Annotated in this window: 20 protein-coding genes; 6 read left to right on the top strand and 14 right to left on the bottom strand. The window is 72.8% G+C overall.

The window, feature by feature from the left end:
- The first annotated feature begins 25 nt into the window (after positions 1 to 25).
- The 5 genes from tatC (at position 26) to lnt (ending at position 8,021) form a co-directional block, all read left to right on the top strand.
- Positions 26 to 769, top strand: coding sequence for a twin-arginine translocase subunit TatC (gene tatC / locus Q6348_RS11135; RefSeq protein WP_304601359.1), 744 nt, complete (start codon positions 26 to 28; stop codon positions 767 to 769).
- Positions 766 to 1,683, top strand: coding sequence for a diacylglycerol/lipid kinase family protein (locus tag Q6348_RS11130; RefSeq protein WP_304601358.1), 918 nt, complete (start codon positions 766 to 768; stop codon positions 1,681 to 1,683). Before tatC ends, Q6348_RS11130 begins: the two co-directional genes overlap by 4 nt.
- Positions 1,684 to 1,741: 58 nt before the next feature.
- The gene (locus Q6348_RS11125; RefSeq protein ID WP_304601357.1) at positions 1,742 to 4,552 is read left to right on the top strand and encodes a DEAD/DEAH box helicase; all 2,811 of its coding nucleotides are present in this window, start codon (positions 1,742 to 1,744) and stop codon (positions 4,550 to 4,552) included.
- A 41-nt stretch (positions 4,553 to 4,593) separates the two neighbouring features.
- Entirely contained in the window at positions 4,594 to 6,147 is a 1,554-nt protein-coding gene (locus Q6348_RS11120) for an amidohydrolase family protein (protein ID WP_304601356.1), read from the top strand.
- A gap of 290 nt (positions 6,148 to 6,437) precedes the next feature.
- A complete protein-coding gene (gene lnt / locus Q6348_RS11115; protein WP_304601355.1) occupies positions 6,438 to 8,021 on the top strand; it encodes an apolipoprotein N-acyltransferase in 1,584 nt (527 codons plus the stop codon).
- Positions 8,022 to 8,095: 74 nt separating this feature from the next.
- On the opposite strand, the gene Q6348_RS11110 is transcribed toward lnt, so the two are convergent.
- The 3 genes from Q6348_RS11110 to Q6348_RS11100 form a co-directional block, all read right to left on the bottom strand.
- On the bottom strand, positions 8,096 to 8,440 hold the full coding sequence (locus Q6348_RS11110) for an RNA polymerase-binding protein RbpA (RefSeq protein WP_304601354.1): 345 nt from the start codon (positions 8,438 to 8,440) through the stop codon (positions 8,096 to 8,098).
- Positions 8,441 to 8,761: 321 nt separating this feature from the next.
- Positions 8,762 to 9,079 (bottom strand): hypothetical protein, encoded by a 318-nt coding sequence (locus tag Q6348_RS11105; protein ID WP_304601353.1) that lies wholly within the window; start codon positions 9,077 to 9,079, stop codon positions 8,762 to 8,764.
- Positions 9,080 to 9,199: 120 nt separating this feature from the next.
- On the bottom strand, positions 9,200 to 9,673 hold the full coding sequence (locus tag Q6348_RS11100; RefSeq protein ID WP_304601352.1) for a heme-degrading domain-containing protein: 474 nt from the start codon (positions 9,671 to 9,673) through the stop codon (positions 9,200 to 9,202).
- A gap of 127 nt (positions 9,674 to 9,800) precedes the next feature.
- On the opposite strand from Q6348_RS11100, the gene Q6348_RS11095 reads away from it, so the two are divergent.
- The gene (locus tag Q6348_RS11095; protein ID WP_304601351.1) at positions 9,801 to 10,067 is read left to right on the top strand and encodes a hypothetical protein; all 267 of its coding nucleotides are present in this window, start codon (positions 9,801 to 9,803) and stop codon (positions 10,065 to 10,067) included.
- A 10-nt stretch (positions 10,068 to 10,077) separates the two neighbouring features.
- Here Q6348_RS11095 and Q6348_RS11090 read toward each other — a convergent pair whose 3' ends face one another.
- The 11 genes from Q6348_RS11090 to Q6348_RS11040 form a co-directional block, all read right to left on the bottom strand.
- Positions 10,078 to 10,224 carry a hypothetical protein gene (locus Q6348_RS11090; RefSeq protein ID WP_304601350.1) on the bottom strand — a complete coding sequence of 49 codons (147 nt, stop codon included), beginning with the start codon at positions 10,222 to 10,224 and terminating at the stop codon, positions 10,078 to 10,080.
- A gap of 17 nt (positions 10,225 to 10,241) precedes the next feature.
- Positions 10,242 to 10,883, bottom strand: coding sequence for an MBL fold metallo-hydrolase (locus tag Q6348_RS11085; RefSeq protein ID WP_304601349.1), 642 nt, complete (start codon positions 10,881 to 10,883; stop codon positions 10,242 to 10,244).
- A 36-nt stretch (positions 10,884 to 10,919) separates the two neighbouring features.
- A complete protein-coding gene (locus Q6348_RS11080; RefSeq protein ID WP_304601348.1) occupies positions 10,920 to 14,318 on the bottom strand; it encodes a pyruvate carboxylase in 3,399 nt (1,132 codons plus the stop codon).
- Between the two features lie 123 nt (positions 14,319 to 14,441).
- Positions 14,442 to 14,978: a MerR family transcriptional regulator gene (locus Q6348_RS11075; protein ID WP_304601966.1), complete on the bottom strand. Its 537-nt coding sequence runs from the start codon at positions 14,976 to 14,978 to the stop codon at positions 14,442 to 14,444.
- Positions 14,979 to 15,186: 208 nt separating this feature from the next.
- A complete protein-coding gene (locus Q6348_RS11070) occupies positions 15,187 to 15,696 on the bottom strand; it encodes a bifunctional nuclease family protein (protein ID WP_304601347.1) in 510 nt (169 codons plus the stop codon).
- A gap of 54 nt (positions 15,697 to 15,750) precedes the next feature.
- On the bottom strand, positions 15,751 to 16,419 hold the full coding sequence (gene ftsR, locus Q6348_RS11065) for a transcriptional regulator FtsR (protein ID WP_304601346.1): 669 nt from the start codon (positions 16,417 to 16,419) through the stop codon (positions 15,751 to 15,753).
- 113 nt (positions 16,420 to 16,532) lie between these two features.
- On the bottom strand, positions 16,533 to 16,985 hold the full coding sequence (locus Q6348_RS11060; RefSeq protein WP_304601345.1) for an FHA domain-containing protein: 453 nt from the start codon (positions 16,983 to 16,985) through the stop codon (positions 16,533 to 16,535).
- A 49-nt stretch (positions 16,986 to 17,034) separates the two neighbouring features.
- Complete coding sequence (locus Q6348_RS11055; protein ID WP_304601344.1) at positions 17,035 to 17,811, bottom strand: DUF881 domain-containing protein; 777 nt, start codon at positions 17,809 to 17,811, stop codon at positions 17,035 to 17,037.
- A 1-nt stretch (position 17,812) separates the two neighbouring features.
- A complete protein-coding gene (locus tag Q6348_RS11050; RefSeq protein WP_304601343.1) occupies positions 17,813 to 18,145 on the bottom strand; it encodes a small basic family protein in 333 nt (110 codons plus the stop codon).
- Positions 18,142 to 19,011 carry a DUF881 domain-containing protein gene (locus tag Q6348_RS11045; protein WP_304601342.1) on the bottom strand — a complete coding sequence of 290 codons (870 nt, stop codon included), beginning with the start codon at positions 19,009 to 19,011 and terminating at the stop codon, positions 18,142 to 18,144. The genes Q6348_RS11050 and Q6348_RS11045 overlap by 4 nt, the downstream gene beginning before the upstream one ends.
- A complete protein-coding gene (locus Q6348_RS11040; protein ID WP_304601341.1) occupies positions 19,008 to 19,583 on the bottom strand; it encodes a CDP-alcohol phosphatidyltransferase family protein in 576 nt (191 codons plus the stop codon). The genes Q6348_RS11045 and Q6348_RS11040 overlap by 4 nt, the downstream gene beginning before the upstream one ends.
- Between the last annotated feature and the right edge of the window lie 108 nt (positions 19,584 to 19,691).

Raw genomic sequence — 19,691 nt, 5'->3', positions numbered from 1 at the left:
ACCCCGGCGCGACCCCGAGCGCCACATGCCGCTGCTCGACCACCTGCGCGAGCTCCGGCGCCGTATCCTGCTGGCCACGGTCGGAGTGGTCATCGGCGCGGTCGTCGGCTGGCTGGTCTACACGCCGCTGTTCGAAGCCCTGCAGAAGCCGATCCTGGACCTCGCGGACCGGCGCGGCACCACCGCGCTGGTCAACTTCGCGGGCGTTGCCGCCTCGCTGGACATCCAGATCAAGGTCTCGTTGTTCGCCGGCGTGATCCTGTCGAGCCCCTGGTGGATCTACCAGCTCTGGGCCTTCATCGCACCAGGCCTGACCCACCGTGAGAAGCGCTACACACTGGGCTTCGTCGCGGCCGCCGTCCCCTTGTTCCTGGCGGGCGCGGCGATCGCCTGGCTCATGCTGCCCAAGGCTGTCGCGATCCTGACCGGCTTCACCCCGCCGGGAGCCGGGAACATCATCGACGCCCAGACCTACCTGACGTTCGTCATGCAGATGGTGCTGGCGTTCGGGCTGGCGTTCCTGCTCCCCGTGGTGATGGTCGGCCTCACGCTCGCAGGACTCGTGCGAGCCGCGACGTGGTTGGCGGGATGGCGGTGGGCGGTGATGGGCTCCGCGGTGTTCGCCGCCGTCGCGACACCCACGAGCGACGCGCTGTCCATGTTCATCCTCATGGTGCCGATCGTGGTGCTGTACTTCGCAGCGATCGGAGTAGGCATGCTCGCCGACCACCGCCGGGACGCACGGCTGGCCGCCGAGGGGCTGCGGTGAGCGGAGCCCGGCTGGGTGTCGTGGTCAACCCCACGGCAGGTCACGGCCGCGGCGCGCGCCGCGGCCACCAGCTGGTCGAGGCCCTGGAACGTCGGGGGCACGAGGTCCGGGACCTCACGGGAGCGACGCCGGAGGCGGCCCTGGGGCGCGCTCGTCAGGCCGTGGTGGACGGGCTCGACGCGCTGGTGGTGGTCGGCGGCGACGGCATGGTCCACCTCGGCGTGAACGTCGTCGCGGGCACGGACCTGCCGCTCGGGGTGGTGGCCGCCGGCAGCGGGAACGACATCGCCCGGGCCGGTGACCTTCCGTTGCACGACGTCAGCGCATCGGTGGCCGCCCTCGAGCGCGGTCTCGAGCACGGGGGTCGACAGGTCGACGCGGTGCGGACCGGTCCGCCGGGGTACGAAGCAACCCGATGGTTCCTCGCCGTCCTGTCCGCGGGGTTCGACGCGGCGGTCAACGCGCGAGCCAACACCTACGTGCGGCCACGCGGGACCGCACGGTATGTCCGGGCCGTCCTGGACGAGCTCGTGCGGTTCCGGCCCTACGGCTACCGCGTCACGCTGGACGGCGAGGTCTGGGAGCAGCGCAGCACGCTCGTGTCCGTCGCCAACACGTCATCCTTCGGCGGAGGGATGCGGATCGCTCCCGATGCCACCTGGGACGACGGCCTGCTGGACGTCGTGATCGCCGGGCCCCTGAGCCGCACAGGGCTCATCGGCCTGTTCCCCCGAGTGTTCCCCGGCACGCACGTCCGGCACCCGGCGTGCACCGTGGTCCGGGCCCGCAGCGTCCTGCTGGAGCCGAGCCACGCGGGTCCGCTCCCGCCCGTGGCCTACGCAGACGGTGAGCGGGTCGGGCCCCTCCCGCTGCTCGCTGAGGTCGTACCGTCGGCGGTTCGCCTGCTCGCCTGAGGGACGGTGACGAGCGGCCCCGTCGAGCGCCGACCTGCACGGTGCCTAGGCTGGTGCCATGTCGTCCCCAGCCGAGCGGTACGCCGCCGCCCGCGCGAGGGCGGCGGCGGAACGGACCGAGCTGGCCCGGTTCGCTCGGGGCCTGCCGTTCGAGCTCGACGACTTCCAGACCGATGCGTGCCGTGCCCTCGAGGCCGGCAACGGTGTCCTGGTCGCGGCCCCGACCGGCGCTGGCAAGACCGTGGTGGGGGAGTTCGCGGTGCACCTGGCTCTGCGCCAGGGCGTCAAGGCGTTCTACACCACCCCGATCAAGGCGCTGAGCAACCAGAAGTTCCACGATCTCGTCGCCGAGCACGGCGCCGACCGGGTCGGGCTCCTGACCGGCGACACCACCGTCAACGGTGAAGCGCCCGTCGTGGTCATGACCACCGAGGTGCTGCGCAACATGCTCTACGCAGGTTCGCGCACGCTGGACGACCTCGAGTACGTCGTGATGGACGAGGTGCACTACCTCGCCGACCGGTTCCGCGGCCCGGTGTGGGAAGAAGTGATCCTGCACCTGCCGGCTCGGGTGCAGATCGTGTCGCTCTCGGCGACCGTCTCCAACGCCGAGGAGCTCGGGGACTGGCTGACCGAGGTTCGGGGCGACACCACCGTGGTGGTCAGCGAGATCCGCCCGGTTCCGCTGTGGCAGCACGTGCTCGGCGCCGACGGTCTGTTCGACCTCTACGCGGGGCACGTGGACCCGACCGACCCGGGTGTCGACCCGCCGATCAACCCCGACCTGGTGGTGGCGCTGCGGCGCAGCTCGCGCGCCGGGCCGCAGCCCTGGCGTGAGCACGGCGGGCGCGCCCGACACGGGGGCCGATCGGGGGGGCGGGCCGGCCGGGGCGGCGCCCCGCAGGACCGGCCCCGCCCGCGGCGGTTGCCGCGGTCTGCCGTGGTCGAGGTGCTGGACCGTGCGGCCCTGCTGCCGGCGATCTTCTTCGTGTTCTCGCGCGCCGGGTGCGACGCCGCCGTGGCGCACTGTGTGCGCAGCGGGATGCGCCTGACGACACCCGCCGAGCAGGAGGCGATCCGGGCCCTGGTCGCCGAGCGTGCGTCCGCCATCCCACGGTCGGACCTCGGCGTGCTCGGGTTCTGGGAGTGGAGCCAGGCCCTCGAACGAGGTGTCGCGGCCCACCACGCCGGCCTGCTCCCCGTGTTCAAGGAGACCGTCGAGGAGCTCTTCTCGCGCGGCCTGGTCAAGATCGTGTTCGCGACCGAGACACTGGCGCTGGGCATCAACATGCCCGCCAGGAGCGTCGTCCTGGACACCCTGACCAAGTGGGACGGCTCCGCACACGTCGACCTGACGCCGGGGGAGTACACGCAGCTCACCGGGCGCGCCGGGCGACGCGGGATCGACGTCGAGGGCCACGCGGTGGTGGTCGAGCACGGCCACCTCGACCCGGTGGCCCTGGCCGGCCTCGCGTCGCGCCGCACCTACCCGCTGCGGTCCAGCTTCCGGCCGACGTACAACATGGCGGTCAACCTCGTGGCCCAGGTGGGCCGGGCGCGGGCCCGTGAGGTGCTCGAGCAGAGCTTCGCGCAGTTCCAGGCGGACCGGGCGGTGGTCGGGCTGGCCCGCCAGGCCCGTACGCACGCCGAGGCCCTGGCCGGCTATGCCGAGGCGATGACGTGCCACCTCGGTGACTTCGCCGAGTACGCCGAGCTGCGCCGCGCCCTGTCGGCACGCGAGCGCGACCTGAACCGCGAGTCCTCCCGCCGGCGCAGGGCGAGCGCTCGCGCCGAGCTCGCCGGCGTGCGCCGCGGCGACGTGCTGGAGATCCCCGCGGGCCGTCGCGCCGGCCACGCCGTGGTGCTGGACCCCGGCACGGACGGTTTCGACGGGCCGGAGCCCACCGTGCTCACCCAGGAGGGGAAGGTCCGCACCCTGCGAGCCGCTGATCTCGGCGCAGGCGTCCGGACCGTCGCCCGGATGCGCGTGCCGGCGCACTTCGCGCCGCGCAACCCTCGAGCCCGCAACGACCTGGCGGCCTCGCTGCGCAGCGCCCTCGCCGATCCGAAGCGGCGGGTGGAACGTGCCCCCACGGCTCCCGACCGGTCGGCCGCCCAGGACGACGCGACGATCGCCGAGCTGCGCCGCCGGCTGCGCAGTCATCCGTGCCATGGCTGCTCCGAGCGCGAGGACCACGCGCGGTGGGCGGAGCGCCACCACCGCCTCGAGCAGGAGCACGCCGCGCTCGTGCGCCGCATCGAGGGTCGTACCAGCTCGATCGCACGCGTGTTCGACACCGTCTGCGACGTGCTCGGCAGTGCGGGGTACCTCGCTCCCGGGACGGGGGAGGGGGAGCTCCGCGTGACCGAGCCTGGGCAGACCCTGCGCCGGCTTTACGCCGAGAACGACCTCCTGGTCGCGCAGTGCCTGCGGCACGGGGCCTGGGACGGCCTGGATGCCGCACAGCTGGCCGCCGTGGTGGCGGCCGTCGTCTTCGAGGCCCGCCGCGACGACGTCGGGGAACCACCCGCCCTGCCCGGCGGCCCGCGGCTCGCGCGTGCGGTCGACGAGACGGTGCGGTGGTGGTCGCGCCTGACGGACCTCGAGGAGCAGCACCGGCTCTCGGCGACCCGCCCCCTCGACCTCGGTCTGGTCGCCGCGATGTACCGCTGGGCCGCGGGCAAGAGCCTCGGCACCGTCCTGACCGACACCGACCTGGCGGCCGGCGACTTCGTCCGGTGGGCCAAGCAGGTCGTCGACCTGCTCGACCAGGTGGCGCAGGCCGCAGGCTCGCAGGCCACGCGATCCACCGCGCGTCGCGCCGTCGAGCAGGTCCGGCGCGGTGTGGTGGCGTACAGCGGAGCATGAGCCGGTGCGCCGCGTGCCGCCCCCTGCGCTACGTTGCGATCATGAACCCCCAGCACCCCGCCACGCTGTACCGGCACGGAGTCGTGCACTCCAGCGCCGACCCGTTCGCCGAAGCCGTGCTGGTGGCCGACGGGCAAATCGCGTGGCTCGGGCCGGATGATGCCGCGGACCGCCTCGTGGACCAGGTGGACGAGGTCGTGGACCTCGACGGTGCGCTCGTCGCACCGGCCTTCGTCGACGCCCACGCCCACGTCGGGCTCGCAGGGCTCGCCACGAACCCCGTGGACCTGACCGGGCTCGACCGTGACGCGGTCCTCGACGCGGTGGCGCGGTCGGCCGAGCCCCTCGTCGTGGGGGTGGGCTGGTCGCCCTCGCCGCACCAGTCGTCTCCCACACCGGCCGAGCTGACGCGGGCCGGCGCAGGCCGCAGCGTCGTGCTGCTCGACGCCGACCTGGGACGCGCGCAGGGCAGTGCCGACCTGCGCAGCGACGACGCCGCCGAGCCTCTCGTGGGCCTCGCGGTCGGATCGCTGCTCGACACCGTCGCGGGAAGCACTCCCGATGCCGTGCGGCGCGGACTGGCAGCCGCGGCGGCGGCCGGCATCGTCGCCGTGCACGAGCACAGCCTCCCGGCCCTCGAGGCGCGCGCGGTGCTGGCGGACCTGCTCGCGTGGTCCGCCGCAGATCCCACGGTCCCGCTGGCGATCGGGTACCGGGCCGAGCTGTGCGAGACGGCCGACGACGTCAAGGAGGTCGCCGCCGACATCCCCGGGCTGACCGGCGTCGGGGGCGACGTGGCCGTGGACGGCACCTTCGCAGCCTGGGGAGCCGCCCTGGGTGCACCGTACGCCGACGACCCCGAGTCCCGCGGCCGGCTCCTGCTCAGCGCCGAGCAGGTTGCCAACCACGTCGGGGCGGCGACCCGAGCCGGCGTCCAGGCGGCCCTTCGGGTCCACGGTGACCGCGCCATGGCCGAGGCGCTCGTTGGCATCCGGGCGGCGAGCGATGTCGAGGGCATCGCGGCGCTGAACACGGCCGGACACCGGCTGGACGGCGTCGAGCTCGTGGACGCCGCGGCCCTCGCCAGCCTGGTGCTCCTGGGCCTGCGAGCCGTCGTGCAGCCGGCGGAGGCAGAACGGCGGCTCACGCTCGCCACGGCCCGCCTGGGCACCGTGCGGGCCGCCGGAGTCCTTCCCCTGGCAGACCTGGCCGCCGCCGGGGTTCCGCTCGGGGTCGGCTCCGGAGCGCTCGGCTTCGACCCGTGGGCGGCCATCCGCGCCGCGGTGCTGCACCGCGAGGCCGATCAGCGGATCTCGGCCCGGGCCGCCTTCCGGGCCCACACCCGTGGCGGGTGGCGACTCGCCGGCCTCGACGGGCAGGGCGTGGGGGAGATCCGGATCGGTGCACCCGCCCATCTCGCGTTGTGGCGCGCGGAGGAGCTCGTCGTCCAGGCGCCGGAGGGGCGGCTGGCGGCGTGGAGCACGGACCCGCGTGCCGGGACGCCGTTGCTGCCGGCGCTCGGTCCGGACCTCCCCGCGCCGGTGTGCCTGCGGACGTTGCGGGCGGGCACCGTGATCCACGACGCGCTGGACTGACCGCGACACGCCGTAGGCGACACGCCGCCCGCCCGGACGACAGTTGATCCGATCGGGGCGAATCCGACCGCCAGTGACCTGCGGAGACGATCCTGACCTGCACAGACGGACGCTTGACTGGGCGGGTGGAGCGAGTAGTTTCTCGGTGTCCCGGCATCCGCGTCGCAGGTGTGCGGACGCGTGACACCACGGGTTCCGGCTTGGCCCGTGCGTCCAGTAGACAACGGACATTCGTCCGGTACGAAGGGCGCACGGGCCGGTCGGCCGGGCGGCTCACGTACGCTGTCCGGGTGCACCCCCCACGCCGTCGGACGACCGTGCTGCTCGCCGTCGTCGGCGGCCTCCTCACCGACGCGTCCTTCCCGGGAACCGCCTGGTGGCCACTGGCCTTCGTGGGTGTCGCCCTGCTCCTCCTCGCCCTCGACCGGGACTCCGCCCGGTGGAACCTGGTCGTGGGCGCCGGGTGGGGCCTGGCGTTCTTCCTCCCGCAGCTGTCGTGGATCGTCGGCGCTGTGGGTTCGGTGCCCTGGGTCGCGCTCTGCGTGGCCGAGGCGGGGTTCGTGGGGCTCTTCGGCGCGGCCTGGACGTGGGCGAGACGGGGCCGCGTCATCCGGACGGCGGACCGCTGGCAGGTGCCGGCAGTCGCGGTCGTGTGGACGGCCATGGAAGAAGCCCGGTCGGTGATGCCGTTCGGCGGTTTCCCGTGGGGTCGCCTGGCGTTCTCGCAGGCCGACTCTCCGATCGGCCGTCTCGCGTGGGCCGGGGGAGCACCCCTCGTCTCCGTCGCGGTCGTGCTCGTCGCCGCGCTCCTCGCGGTGGCGGTGCGCCGGGTCCGCCGCCTCGACATCGGTCTGGCCAGCGGTGCGGTCCTGCTCGCCGGCGCCGTCCTCGTCATGGGCCTCGCCGTCCCGCTGGACAGCGCGGCGCAGGACGGTCGGCTCAAGGTCGCCGCCGTGCAGGGCGACGTGCCGGACCGAGGGCTGGACTCCCTGGACCAGGCGCGCGAGGTGGTGCGCAACCATGAGGCCGGCAGCATCGCGCTCCTCGGGACGGTGGCACCGGGCGAGCTGGACCTGCTGCTCTGGCCCGAGAACAGCGCCGACTTCGATCCGCGCACCGACCCTCAGACCCAGGCGATCGTGGAGAAGGTGACCGGAGCGCTCGACGTGCCGCTCCTCCTGGGTACCCAGTCGTACCCGGACACCGGGGGCCGGTACAACCTCGGGATGCTCTGGGAGCACGGCGTCGGTCCGGTCGCGATCTACGCCAAGCAGCACCCCGTGCCGTTCGCGGAGTACATCCCCATGCGGGAGGTCGCCCGCCGCTTCTCGTCGGCTGTCGACCGCGTCAGGACGGACATGCTCCCCGGGCACGGGGTGGGTCTGATCCCCGTGGACGTACCTCGCCTGGGGCGCACCGTCGGCATCGCTGACGTGATCTGCTTCGAGGTCGCCTACGACGACATCGTCCGGTCGGCGGTCACCGCCGGGGGAGAGCTGCTCGTCGTTCAGACCAACAACGCGACCTTCGGGCACACCGACGAGTCAACCCAGCAGCTCGCGATGTCCCGGCTGCGCGCGATGGAGCTGGGGCGCGCGACGGTTCAGATCTCCACGGTCGGTGTCAGCGCGATCATCGCCCCGAACGGGGCGATGACGGACCGGACGGGCCTGTTCACGGCCGCGCACATGGTGGCGGCGCTCCCGTTGCGCACCTCGCTGACCCCCGCGGCGCGGTTCGGGGACGAGATCTCGTGGGCGCTGCGCGGCCTCGGCGTCGCGATCGTCGTCGTCGGCATGGCCGGAGCCTGGCGGCGGCGACGAGACCCGGCCGAGGACCGCCGTCCCGCGACGCGTCGCCAGGCCGCCCGCTGAGACGCGAGGACCCGCGCACACGCCAGGACGCCCCCGCACGTCACGTGCGAGGGCGTCCTGGCCGTCCGGCGGGATCAGGCCGAACGACGCAGCTTCCCGGCGCGCAGCAGCTCCAGTCGCTCGCTCAGGAGCTCCTCGAGCTCTCCGACCGTGCGCCGCTCCAGCAGCATGTCCCAGTGGGTGCGCGGCGGCTTGCCGGCCTTGGCCTCGGGACGCTCGGCATCGCGAAGCAGGGCTTCGGCACCGCAGCGGCACTCCCACACCGCCGGGACGTCGGCCTCGGCTGAGAAGGGCAGCACGATCGTGTGGCCGTTCGGGCAGTCGTAGTGAGCCTCGAGGCGCGGCGCGAGCTCGACGCCCGTGTCGCTCTCCAGGCTGTTGGCACCGATGCGCATGCCGCGCAGTGATCGGTCGGCCATCGCGACACCTCCGTTCCGGGTGGGCGGGTGACGGTGGACCAGGTGCGGTCCGTCCGCGCGTTCTGGTGGTAGAACGTCCCGTCGTCGGACCGTGTTCCACCCCGGTGTGCGGGTTCCGTGAAGGCCCGAGCCGACGAACCCACCGTCCTCCGCAGGACGAGGCCCCGCAACCGGACAGCCGGGCCATCACCGTTTCTGCACGAGACTCCCGGGCCGCCCGCACAGGCAGTCCCGGTCGCGCGCGGCCCGTCGCGCGCGGCCCGACGGCCGAGCGCGGCCGAGGCCCCCGGCGGACAACCGGGGGCCTCGGTCTCAGGTGCGTCAGGAGTTGTGGTAGCAGGTGATGATGAAGCTGACGTCCTTGGGCGAGGTCCACCAGCGGTAGTAGTAGGCGCCCATCCACTCCTGGTGGACGTCGCGGCCGGCCTTGACGACGAGGAAGCCGTCGCCGCGCGGGACGAACACGCTGGTCATGCCGTCCGAGTACTCCATCTTCGTGCAGGTGTACAGGCCGCCCTGCTCCCAGTACTCGACGTGGTTGAGCGTCGAGTCCACGCCGTTCCCGGCGGCCGACGCAGGCCCGGCGAGTCCCAGGAGTGCGACGGCGGCGACGACGAGTGCGATCAGCATCCTTCTCATGGGGTCCTCCTTGGTCGCGGATGCCGGGAGGAGCCGGGGCGGGCGTCGTTGCCCGAGATGTCCGGTTCCGCCCGATCGCGACGGTACCCGTGGCACGGCGGCCGTGTCAGCACCCCAGAGTCACTCTCCCACCTCGAACATCTGTTCGATCGCCTCGACGACGAGGGCGTGGTCGTCGGCCTGAGCGAGCCCGGACACGGCCGCGACTCCCACCGGACCGACGGAGCGCACCAGGATCGGCACCGCGCCGCCGTGCGTGGCGTAGTCGCGCACCGGCAGCCCGGTGAGCTCATGGAAGTCGGTCCCGGCGGCCGCGTGGCGTCGACCGACGAGGTACGAGGGTTCACCCGTGAGCTCGACCACGGCACGCTTGCGTGCGATCCACAGGTCGTTCTCGGCGCTCGACCCGGGTAGCGCCGCGTGGAAGACCTGCTGGCGGCCGAGGTGGATGTCGATCGCGACCGGGTGAGATCGCTCCTGGGCGAGCTCGACGAGGGCGCACCCGAGCGCCCACGCGTCGTTGTGGTCGAAGTGCTCGAGGACGAGGCGGGCGAGCTCGACCTCGAGGCGGGCGACGATGTCGGCGTCTGACATGGGACCTCCTTGACGGCTGCACAGGACTCCAGCGCAGCCTATCGACCGTCGCACGATGTATGCCGATAATGTGCATTATGTCATTTCGCGGTACGGACCCCGCGCAGCACCCCGTACCATGCAGGACGTGAGCAAGCCCGAGCCGGAGTCCCCCGACACGCGTCCCGCCCCGCTGACCACACGCTGGTGGTGGTCCGCAGGCGTCATGACCGTGATCGGGGTCGCCGTCGTGGCGTACCAGTGGCAGCCGATCGTCACGAGCACAGCCGTGTGGGGCAACTACGCCGTCGCGGTGCTGGGAGCCGGCGTGGCCCTCTATGGCGCGTGGCAGCTGTGGCGGGACTGGCGATCCGAGCGCGCCCGCCAGCGCACCGAGGACGGCAGCTCCGACTGACCGCGCCGGGTCACGGGTCGGCGCGAGCCGCGTCGGCCACGTCCTCTTCGGGACGCGGCGGGACGGTCTCGTCGTCCTCGAGCACCGGGACCTCGATCTGCGCACCCGTATGACCGTGCGGGTCGGGATGGGTCGCTCCGTGCGCGTCGACCGTCATGGTGCCTCCTCGCCGGCTCAGACCGTGAGGGTCTCGCCGCTCGTCGTGCGACGGTACTCCCCCGCCCCTCCGAGGCGGGAGAGCAGGGAGTCGGCCAGACCGGTGCCCTGGCCGCTGTAGATCGCGTCGTGGATCGGGATCGCCAGCTCCGGGCGCACGGCCCGGACGAGCTCGACGGCATCGGCGAGGCGGAGCCACGGAGCGCCCGCCGGCACCAGCAGCACACGTGCAGGCTCGGGCGGCGTGTCGACGGAGTCACCCGGGTGCCACACCGGCCCCACGAGGTAACCGACGTTCGCGGGCCTCGGCACGTCCGGGTGGATCTCCGCGTGGGTGCCGCCACCGACGAGCACGACGAGGCCGTTGAGGTCCAGACGGTCCCCAGGCTGAACGGCGTTCAACCGCTCCGGTGAGACGCCCGCTTCCTCGAGAGGTGCCAGCGCCGCCGCGGGACCGTGGACCTGGGCCTGCGGCGCATGGGCCAACCACGCCGCCACCCGGTCGACGGCCAGGTGGTCGGCGTGCTCATGCGTGACGAGCACATGGTCCGCACCGTCCAGGGCGCCGGCGACGTCGCTCCAGCCACCCGGGTCGATCACCACCGTGACATCGTGGTCGACCATTCGGACGCACGAGTGACCCCACTTGCTCAGCTCCATGCGCCCAGTCTCGCGGCGGGAGCGGTCAGCCGCACGTTAGTCCACGACGAGGACCAGGTCACCGCCCTCGAGCTGCTGCACGGCCCCGATCGCCAGCCGATGGACCGTGCCGGCCACGGGCGTCGTGATGGCGGCCTCCATCTTCATGGCCTCGATCGTGGCGACGGTCTGCCCGGCCTCGACCCGCTCGCCTTCCTGGACCGTCGGGGTCACCGCCCCCGCGAACGGCGCGGCGATGTGTCCGGGGCGGCCGGGATCCGCCTTCTCGGCCACGGTCTGGTCGACCTCGACGGACCGGTCGCGGACCTGTAGCGGCCGGAGCTGACCGTTCAGCGTGAACATCACGGTCCGCATGCCTCGCTGGTCGGCCTCGCCCACACCCTCCATGCCGACGAGCAGACCGACTCCCTTGTCGAGCTGGATGGTCACCTCGTGCTCGGTCGTCATGCCGTACAGGTACGTCGCGGTGTCCAGCACGCTGACGTCGCCGTACTGGAGGCGGATGGCTTCGAGCTCCTTGGTCGGACCGGGGAACAGCAGGTGGTTGAGCCTGTTGCGGCGGGTCTCGGAGTCACCGGCGAGCTCTGCGCGGTCCTGCTCGCTCAGAGGTGTCGTGCGGTGCGCGGAGTGCCGACCGGCCAACGCCTTGGTGCGGAACGGCTCCGGCCACCCGCCGGGCGGGGTGCCGAGCTCACCACCCAGGAAACCGATCACCGAGTCCGGGACGTCGTACTCCCCCGGCTCCTGCGCGAAGTGCGCCGGGTCTGCGCCGCGCGCCACCAGGTGCAGCGCGAGGTCCCCGACGACCTTGCTGGAGGGTGTCACCTTGACGAGCCGACCCAGGATCTTGTCCGCCGCGGAGTACATCGCCTCGATCTGCTCGAAGCGGTCCCCCAGACCGAGCGCGATCGCCTGCTGGCGCAGGTTCGACAGCTGGCCGCCCGGGATCTCGTGGTCGTACACGCGTCCCGTCGGGCCGGGCAGGCCGGACTCGAACGGCCGGTACAGGCGGCGCACCGCCTCCCAGTACGGCTCCAGGTCCATCACGTGCCGCATCGACAGCCCGGTCCCCCGCGGGGCGTGCTCGAGCGCGGCCACGAGCGCCGACATCGGCGGTTGGCTGGTGGTCCCGGCCATCGACGCGCTCGCGGCGTCCACCGCGTCCACCCCGGCCTCCACGGCCGCCAGCAGCGTGGCCAGCTGGCCGCCCGCGGTGTCGTGGGTGTGCAGGTGCACCGGCAGGTCGAAACGCTCCCGCAGAGCGCTGACCAGCCGGGACGCGGCGTACGGTCGCAGCAGCCCGGCCATGTCCTTGATCGCGAGCACGTGCGCGCCCGCCGACACGATCTCGTCGGCAAGCCGCAGGTAGTAGTCCAGGGTGTACAGGTCCTCGTCGGGGTTCGACAGATCGCCCGTGTAGCACAGCGCGACCTCGGCGACGGCGGTCCCCGTGGCCCGCACGGCGTCGATGGCCGGACGCATCTGGCCGACGTCGTTGAGCGCGTCGAAGATCCGGAAGATGTCGATGCCCGTGGCGGCCGCCTCCGTGACGAAGGCCTCGGTGACCTCCGTGGGGTACGGCGTGTAACCCACGGTGTTCCGGCCGCGCAGCAGCATCTGGATCGCGACGTTCGGAAGGTGCTCGCGAAGCATCGCCAGCCGCTCCCACGGGTCCTCGCCCAGGAAGCGCAGCGCGACGTCGTACGTGGCACCGCCCCATGCCTCCACCGAGAGCAGCTCCGGGGTCAGTCGAGCGACGTACGGGGCCGCTGCGGCGAGATCGAAGGTGCGCACCCGGGTCGCCAGCAGCGACTGGTGGGCGTCCCGGAACGTGGTGTCGGTGACCCCCACCTGGTCCTGCGCGCGCAGGGCCTGCGCGAAGCCGTCAGGGCCCAGCTCCAGCAGTCGCTGGCGGCTGCCCGATGGCACGGGTGCCGTGAGGTCCGCCTCCGGGAGCTTCTCGCGGGGATCGAGACGACCCACGGCGGGCCCGTGGGGCCGGTTGACGGTCACGTCGCCGACGAACGCGAGCAGCTTGGTGCCCCGGTCAGCGCTCTCCTTGATCAGAAGGAGCTCGGGGCGTTCCTCGATGAACGAGGTGGACAGGTCCCCCTCGACGAACGCCGGATCGTTGAGGACCTCACGCAGGAAGGGGATGTTCGTGCGGATACCGCGGATGCGGAACTCCGCCAGAGCCCGCCCGGCCCGCGTGACCGCCGTACGGAAGTCGCGCCCGCGACAGGTGAGCTTGACCAGCATCGAGTCGAAGTGCCCGCTGATCTCGGCACCGGCCGTCGCCGTCGCGCCGTCCAGACGGACACCCGCTCCCGCCGGGGAGCGGTACGCGATGATCCGGCCGGTGTCCGGGCGGAACCCGTTGGCCGGGTCCTCCGTCGTGATCCGGCACTGCAGCGCCGCCCCGTTGACCCGGACGGTCTCCTGCGAGATGCCGATGTCCGCCAGGGTCTCCCCCGACGCGATCCGCATCTGCGCAGCGACGAGGTCGACGTCGGTGACCTCCTCGGTGACCGTGTGCTCCACCTGGATGCGCGGGTTCATCTCGATGAACACGTGCTGTCCCGCCCGCTCGCCGACGGTGTCCACCAGGAACTCCACGGTCCCGGCGTTGACGTAGCCGATGTGCCGGGCGAAGGCGACGGCGTCCCGGCACAGCGCGTCGCGCAGATCCGGGTCGAGGTTCGGGGCCGGCGCGATCTCGATGACCTTCTGGTGGCGACGCTGCACGGAGCAGTCGCGCTCGAACAGGTGGACGACCTCTCCGGTCGCGTCCGCGAGCACCTGTACCTCGATGTGGCGGGGGCGCAGCACCGCGCGCTCGAGATAGACCTGTGAGTTGCCGAAGGCGCCGCCCGCCTCCCGCATCGCTGCCCGCAGCGCGTCGGGCAGGTCCGCAGCGCGCTCGACACGGCGCATGCCGCGCCCTCCCCCGCCCGCCACGGCCTTGACGAACAGCGGGAACCCGATCTCCTGTGCGGTCGAGACCAGCGCGTCGACGTCCTCTGACGGCTCGGACGAGGGCAGCACCGGCAGTCCGGCCTCGCGCGCGGCACGGATGGCCTGGACCTTGTCACCGGTGAGGTCGAGGACCTCGGGCGGCGGTCCGATGAAGGTCAGACCGGCCTCTGCGACCCGCCGGGCGAACTCCGGTCGTTCGGACAGGAAGCCGTAACCCGGGTAGACGGCGTCGGCCCCGGACTCCTGCGCCACCCGGAGAATCTCGTCGATGTCGAGGTAGGCCCGCACGGGGTGACCCGGCTCACCGATCGCGTAGGCCTCGTCGGCCTTGAGGCGGTGCTCGGAGTTCCGGTCCTCCCACGGGAAGACCGCGACGGTACGGGCACCGAGCTCGACCGCCGCGCGAAACCCGCGCACGGCGATCTCAGCGCGGTTGGCGACCAGGACCTTGGAGAACACGACTCACCCCATCCACGGACATTGGTGCCGTCACCGTAGCGGCACCACGCCGGGATGCGCCCGTCATCCGATCCGCGGACAAGTGCCGAACGGCCCAGGTCCGGCGGGTCGTCCGGGCGGGTGTCAGCTCGCGGAGCGAGCCCGGCGCCGCGCGGCGAGCTCGTCGCCCGGCAGAGCCTCGTCCTCGGCGCGCGCGGTCGGGAGCTCGGCAAGGCTTCCCTCGACCTCGCGCCAGACGCGACCGACAGCGATCCCGAACACTCCCTGGCCGCCCTGGACCAGGTCGACGACCTCGTCGGCCGAGGTGCACTCGTACACCGATGCGCCGTCCGACATCAGCGTGATCTGCGCGAGGTCGTCGACCCCGCGCTCGCGCAGGTGGGCGACCGCGCTGCGGATCTGCTGCAGTGACACGCCGGTGTCCAGGAGACGCTTGACCACCTTGAGGACCAGGATGTCGCGGAATCCGTAGAGCCGCTGGGTGCCGGAGCCGCTGGCGCTGCGGACGCTGGGCTCGACCAGGCCCGTGCGAGCCCAGTAGTCGAGCTGGCGGTACGTGATCCCGGCCGCGCGGCAGGCGGTGGGTCCCCGGTACCCCGTGCCGGAGTCGAGGTCCGGGAGCTCGTCCCCGAACAGCAGGCCCTGGACGCGCTGCGGCATCTCGCCCGTCGGTCCGGCGGTCTGCTCGGTGCCGCTCACGGCGTCTCCCCTCGATGCGTCCGGCGCTCACCGGACATGAGTCACGCTAGGGCCGCTGTCTGGGACCGTCAACGACGCTGGGCTCGACGCGCCCGGCGTGTCGTTCTCGGCGTGTCTCAGGATGAGGTTGAAGGTGAGTTGGTGGGCCGAGCTCGGCCGACACGCGGGGTCACGGCCCCTCCGTCGGCCCCTCGGGCGGTGCGTTCTCGAAGTCCTCGGGGGTGACGTTCTCGAGGAAGGCGCGGAACTCCGCCAGCTCGTCCTCCGGGGTGGTTCCCTCGACCTCGAGGGACGACTCGTCGAGCACGTCGGGCGCGCACAGCACCGGGCACCCCACCCGCACCGCGACGGCTACGGCGTCCGAGGCCCGGGAGTCGACCCGGTCGCCCGTGTCGAGCACCAGCGCCGCGTGGAAGACCCCCTCGCGAAGCTCCACGATCTCGACCCGTTCGACCTCGACACCACACGTGCTGAGCACCGAGACGAGCAGGTCGTGCGTCATCGGCCGGGGAGGCACGACCCCGGCCTGACCCGCGGCGATCGCGGCACCCTCCGTGGCTCCCACGACCACCGGCAGCAGGCGCCGCCCCGAGACGTCCAGGAGCAGCACCACGACCTGGTCCACCGAGGTCTGCCGGCGCACCCCCAGCACCTCGAGCTCCACGAGTCCCGCAGCCATGCATCCACGCTACGTCGCGCTGGCGCCCCGCGACAGGTGAACGCGGAGGCGGCCTCAGGGCGCGAGATCGGCGACGCCGGCCCGCACGAGCGCCGTGTGCAGGCGCGCGCACAGCTCGCCCACCTCGGCCGCGACGCTCGCGGCGTGCGCCTGGGCTGCGACGGCGCGTTGCCCACGCAGCGGTGCCACGATCTGCTCGACCACGGCCACCTGCCGGTCCGCCGCGGTCCGGAACCCGCGCAGGTGGCGCGGTTCGACGCCGTGCTCGGCCAGGCCCGCCGCGGCGCGGACCACCTCGAGCGTCCAGGGCTCGAAGTGGCCGCCCGTGCCGGCACTGATCACGCCGGCCTCAGCCAGGCCCGCGACCAGGGTCACGTCGGCTCCCGCCTCCTCCGCCAAGGACGCGACCGTGTGCCGGCCGGCGCTGCGCAAGGAGGCGCGCTCACCGTCCGACGTGGCGAGCCGGGGGGTCACCGCCTCGGTGACCTCCCCCCGGTCCAGCGCGGCGAGCTGCTCGCCGATGACCCGCAACGGCAGGTACCGGTCCCGCTGCTGCGCAAGCACGTAGCGAACCCGCTCGACGTCGGCCCTGCTGTACTGCCGGTAGCCGCCAGGGCTTCGGCGCGGCTCGACGAGCCCCTGCTCCTCGAGGAAGCGCAGCTTGGACGGGCTCAGGGTCGGGAAGTCGGGCTGGAGGTCGGCGAGCACGTCCGAGATCCGCATCGACGGCTCGCGTGACACGCCCTGCGGCCAGGGCTCCACGGCGGCCGGCCGCGCCGGTTGCGGGCCCGGGCGCTCCGGGTCGCCCGAGGGCAGGCCCGCCGTCCGGGCCGAGGTCACGGCGCTCCGGCCGAGCCGTGCCGGCCCGGGCTCGGGTGGAACGTCATCCGGAACTTGCCGATCTGCACCTCGTCACCCGGGTGCAGCAGCGCCCGGTCGATCCGGTCCCTGTTGACGTAGGTGCCGTTCAGCGACCCCACGTCGCGAACCACGAAGTCCTCGCCCTCCCGCAGGAACTCCGCATGCTTGCGGGACACCGTGACGTCGTCCAGGAAGATGTCGGCCGACGGGCTGCGGCCCGCACTCGTACGGTCCGAGTCCAGCAGGAAACGCGCCCCGTGGCTCGGGCCCCGCTGCATGACCAGCAGGGCCGACGTCGGCGGCAGGGCAGCGACCGCCGCATGCTCCTCCGGGCTCAGCGCTACTGCCGGCTCCTGGTCGGGCAGCAGCGAGCTGCCGAAGTTGATCGTCGTGTCGCTGGACCACTGCTGGGGCTCGCGCTCGTCCATCACACCTCCTCCACGGTGGGCCAAGCCTATGCGCACCCGGGGCGTCGCGTCAGTCTCCGGAGCTGTCTGCCGGCGGCGAGGGCGCGGGGGTCGCGTAGTGGTCGCTGGGCGGCTCGCGCACGGCGTCCACGACCACGTGCTTCATCGTCTCCAGGTTGGTCCCCCCGCCGTCGCCGCGCACCGACGCGAGCGCACCTCCGGGCATCTCCAGGGCCGGCACGAGCGTGTTCGGGTCGCCGATGACGAGCCAGACGTACGGGGCCCGTAGCGCCACACCGTCGATCTCCACGCCGTCGGCCGTGTCCAGGATGTAGCTCGAGGCCGTGATCCGAGAGCGGTCGATCTGGATCGCCTCGGCGCCTGCGTTGCGCAGCTCCTCGAGCACGTCGACGAGCAGCGTGGCCGACAGGTGCGGGCCCGGCTCGGTGAGCACGAGCCGGACGCCCGGGCCTTGCGCCGGCAACCGGCCCGCGAGGATGCCTTGGACGGTGGCCCGCTTCGCCGCGGCCTCCAGGGCCGCGCGTTCGCTGTCCGCGCCGGTCACGAGGTCTGCCCGCTGGGAGCGCAGCGCGACAGCCTGCTGCTCGAGCGAGTCGGTCCGCTTCGTGACCTCGTCCAGGAGCCGCACGAGCTCGTCCTGGCTCAACGACGACAGGTCGTCAGCGTGGGTCTCGCGAACCTGGGCCACCAGTCCGAAGCCCAGGATCGCGCAGAGCACCCCGGCGATCAGCTGGCCGCGGGTCGGTCGCGGCGCGAGCGCGCGGGCCAGCCGCCGCCACGCCCCGGCGCGCGGTCGGGGTGGCTCGGGAGCGTCGCGCACGTCCATGTCAGGCCTTGAAGAGGTGCCGGCGGATCGCCGCCGCGTTGGAGAAGATCCGGATGCCGAGCACCACGACCACGGCCGTCGACAGCTGCGAACCGACCCCGAGCTGGTCGCCCAGGAACACGATCAGCGCGGCGACGAGGACGTTGGACAGGAACGAGACCAGGAAGACCCGGTCGTCGAACGTGCCGTCCAGGATCGCGCGCAGCGCGCCGAAGAGCGCGTCGAGTGCGGCGACCACCGCGATCGGCAGGTAGGGCTGCAGGACAGTCGGGACGGACGGCTCGAGGAAGATGCCGGCCAGCGCGCCGAGGAGCAGGCCGATCACGGCGATCATGGCGTGGTCACCCCCTCCGAGTCCTGAGCGTCAGACGATGCCACATCGGCGAGCTCGGCATAGCGCAGGACCGACGCCCCCGCGCCCGGAAGCTCCAGGTGGTCGGCGGCCTTCGTCGACACGGCGATCCCGTAGGCGCTCGTCAGCAGGGCCAGGTAGCTCGAGGTGGTGCCCTGGGCCAGCCGCGTCTGCATGGTCTGTGGATCCCCGATGGCGCTGACCGTGTACGGCGAGGTCACCGGCACCAGGTTGACGAAGACCGCCTGGTGCACGCTGCGGATCGGGCTGGTCGCCGTCAGGCGGACGCCGTTGACCGCGATCGCCTCCGCCCCGGCGGCCCACAGACCGTTGACCAGGACGCGCAGGTCGACGTCCTGCACGAGGCTCGTCGGTTCCGCGGGAGCGCCGTCGCCGGGCGCGTCGGTGAGCTCGAACACCAGGCCGGGGCCGATCGTCGCGATGGCCCCGGACGCCAGCTCGTAGCCCCGCAGCCGGGCGAGCAGCTGGGGGTCGCTCGACTCGAGGGCCTGTGCCTGGAGCGCGGCGATCTGGTCACTCATCGCGGCATTCGCCGCCGCAAGGTCGTCCGCCTGCTGGGTGCGCTCGGAGACCTGGTCGACGAGCAGCTGCCGGGAAGCCCGCAGCGCCGCGGTCGGCGCGCGCAGGTTGACCACTGCGCCGGACAGCACGACCCCCAGCACGACGGCCACCACGAGCACGAGTCCGGATCGGGTCAGGCGCTGGGGTCGGCTGCTGGGCCGTGCCACGCGGGCCGCGTGCGCAGCCGCGTAGTCCCCGTCGATGGGCTGGCGCATCAGGTCGTTGAGCAGGCTCATGGACGCGTCGACGCGCCGGACCGTGGTCATGAGGTGCCTCGCAGGACCGCCACCGCCTGACGCACGTACAGGGTGCCGGCCAGCCAGTACAGTCCGAGCCCCCACCAGGCGAACGCCCAGCCGGCCACTCCCGCGACGGTACCGACGGTCCCGGACCACTCGGCGAGCAGGAGCAGCGGGAAGGCATACAGCAGCGCGAACGTCCCCGCCTTGCCCACGAAGTGCACGGGCAAGGGGCCGTGCCCGCGAACCACCAGGACCACCAGGACCGCCGCGAGCAGCACGTCGCGACCGAGCACGGTCGCCACCAGCCACCAGGGCACCACCTCCCGGGCCGCCAGGACCAGGAGCGTGACCACGATGAACAGCCGGTCCGCCGCGGGGTCGAGCAGCTCTCCGAGCCGGCTGGTCTGGCCGAGCCGACGCGCGAGGACGCCGTCGAGCCAGTCGGTGGCCGAGGAGAAGGCCAGCACACCCAACGCGGCCAGGTCGTGCCCCATGACGGCCAGCACCGCGAAGACGGGCACCAGGACGAGGCGCAGGGCAGAGATCGCGTTGGGCCAGGTGAGAACCCGCCCGACGGCCACCTCGGAACTGCTCACGCTCGTGTTCCCTCTCCGGTCTGCCGCGACGGCCCGTCGGACCTGACCGAATCCTATGGTGCGGGGTCGCCGGTGCGGAGGAACCGGGCCGTCCTGCCGCCCGCACAG

The sequence above is a fragment of the Actinotalea lenta genome, assembly GCF_030586465.1.
In the GTDB taxonomy this organism is placed as follows: Bacteria; Actinomycetota; Actinomycetes; order Actinomycetales; family Cellulomonadaceae; genus Actinotalea; species Actinotalea lenta.
This window is presented reverse-complemented; position numbering and strand designations above follow the sequence as displayed.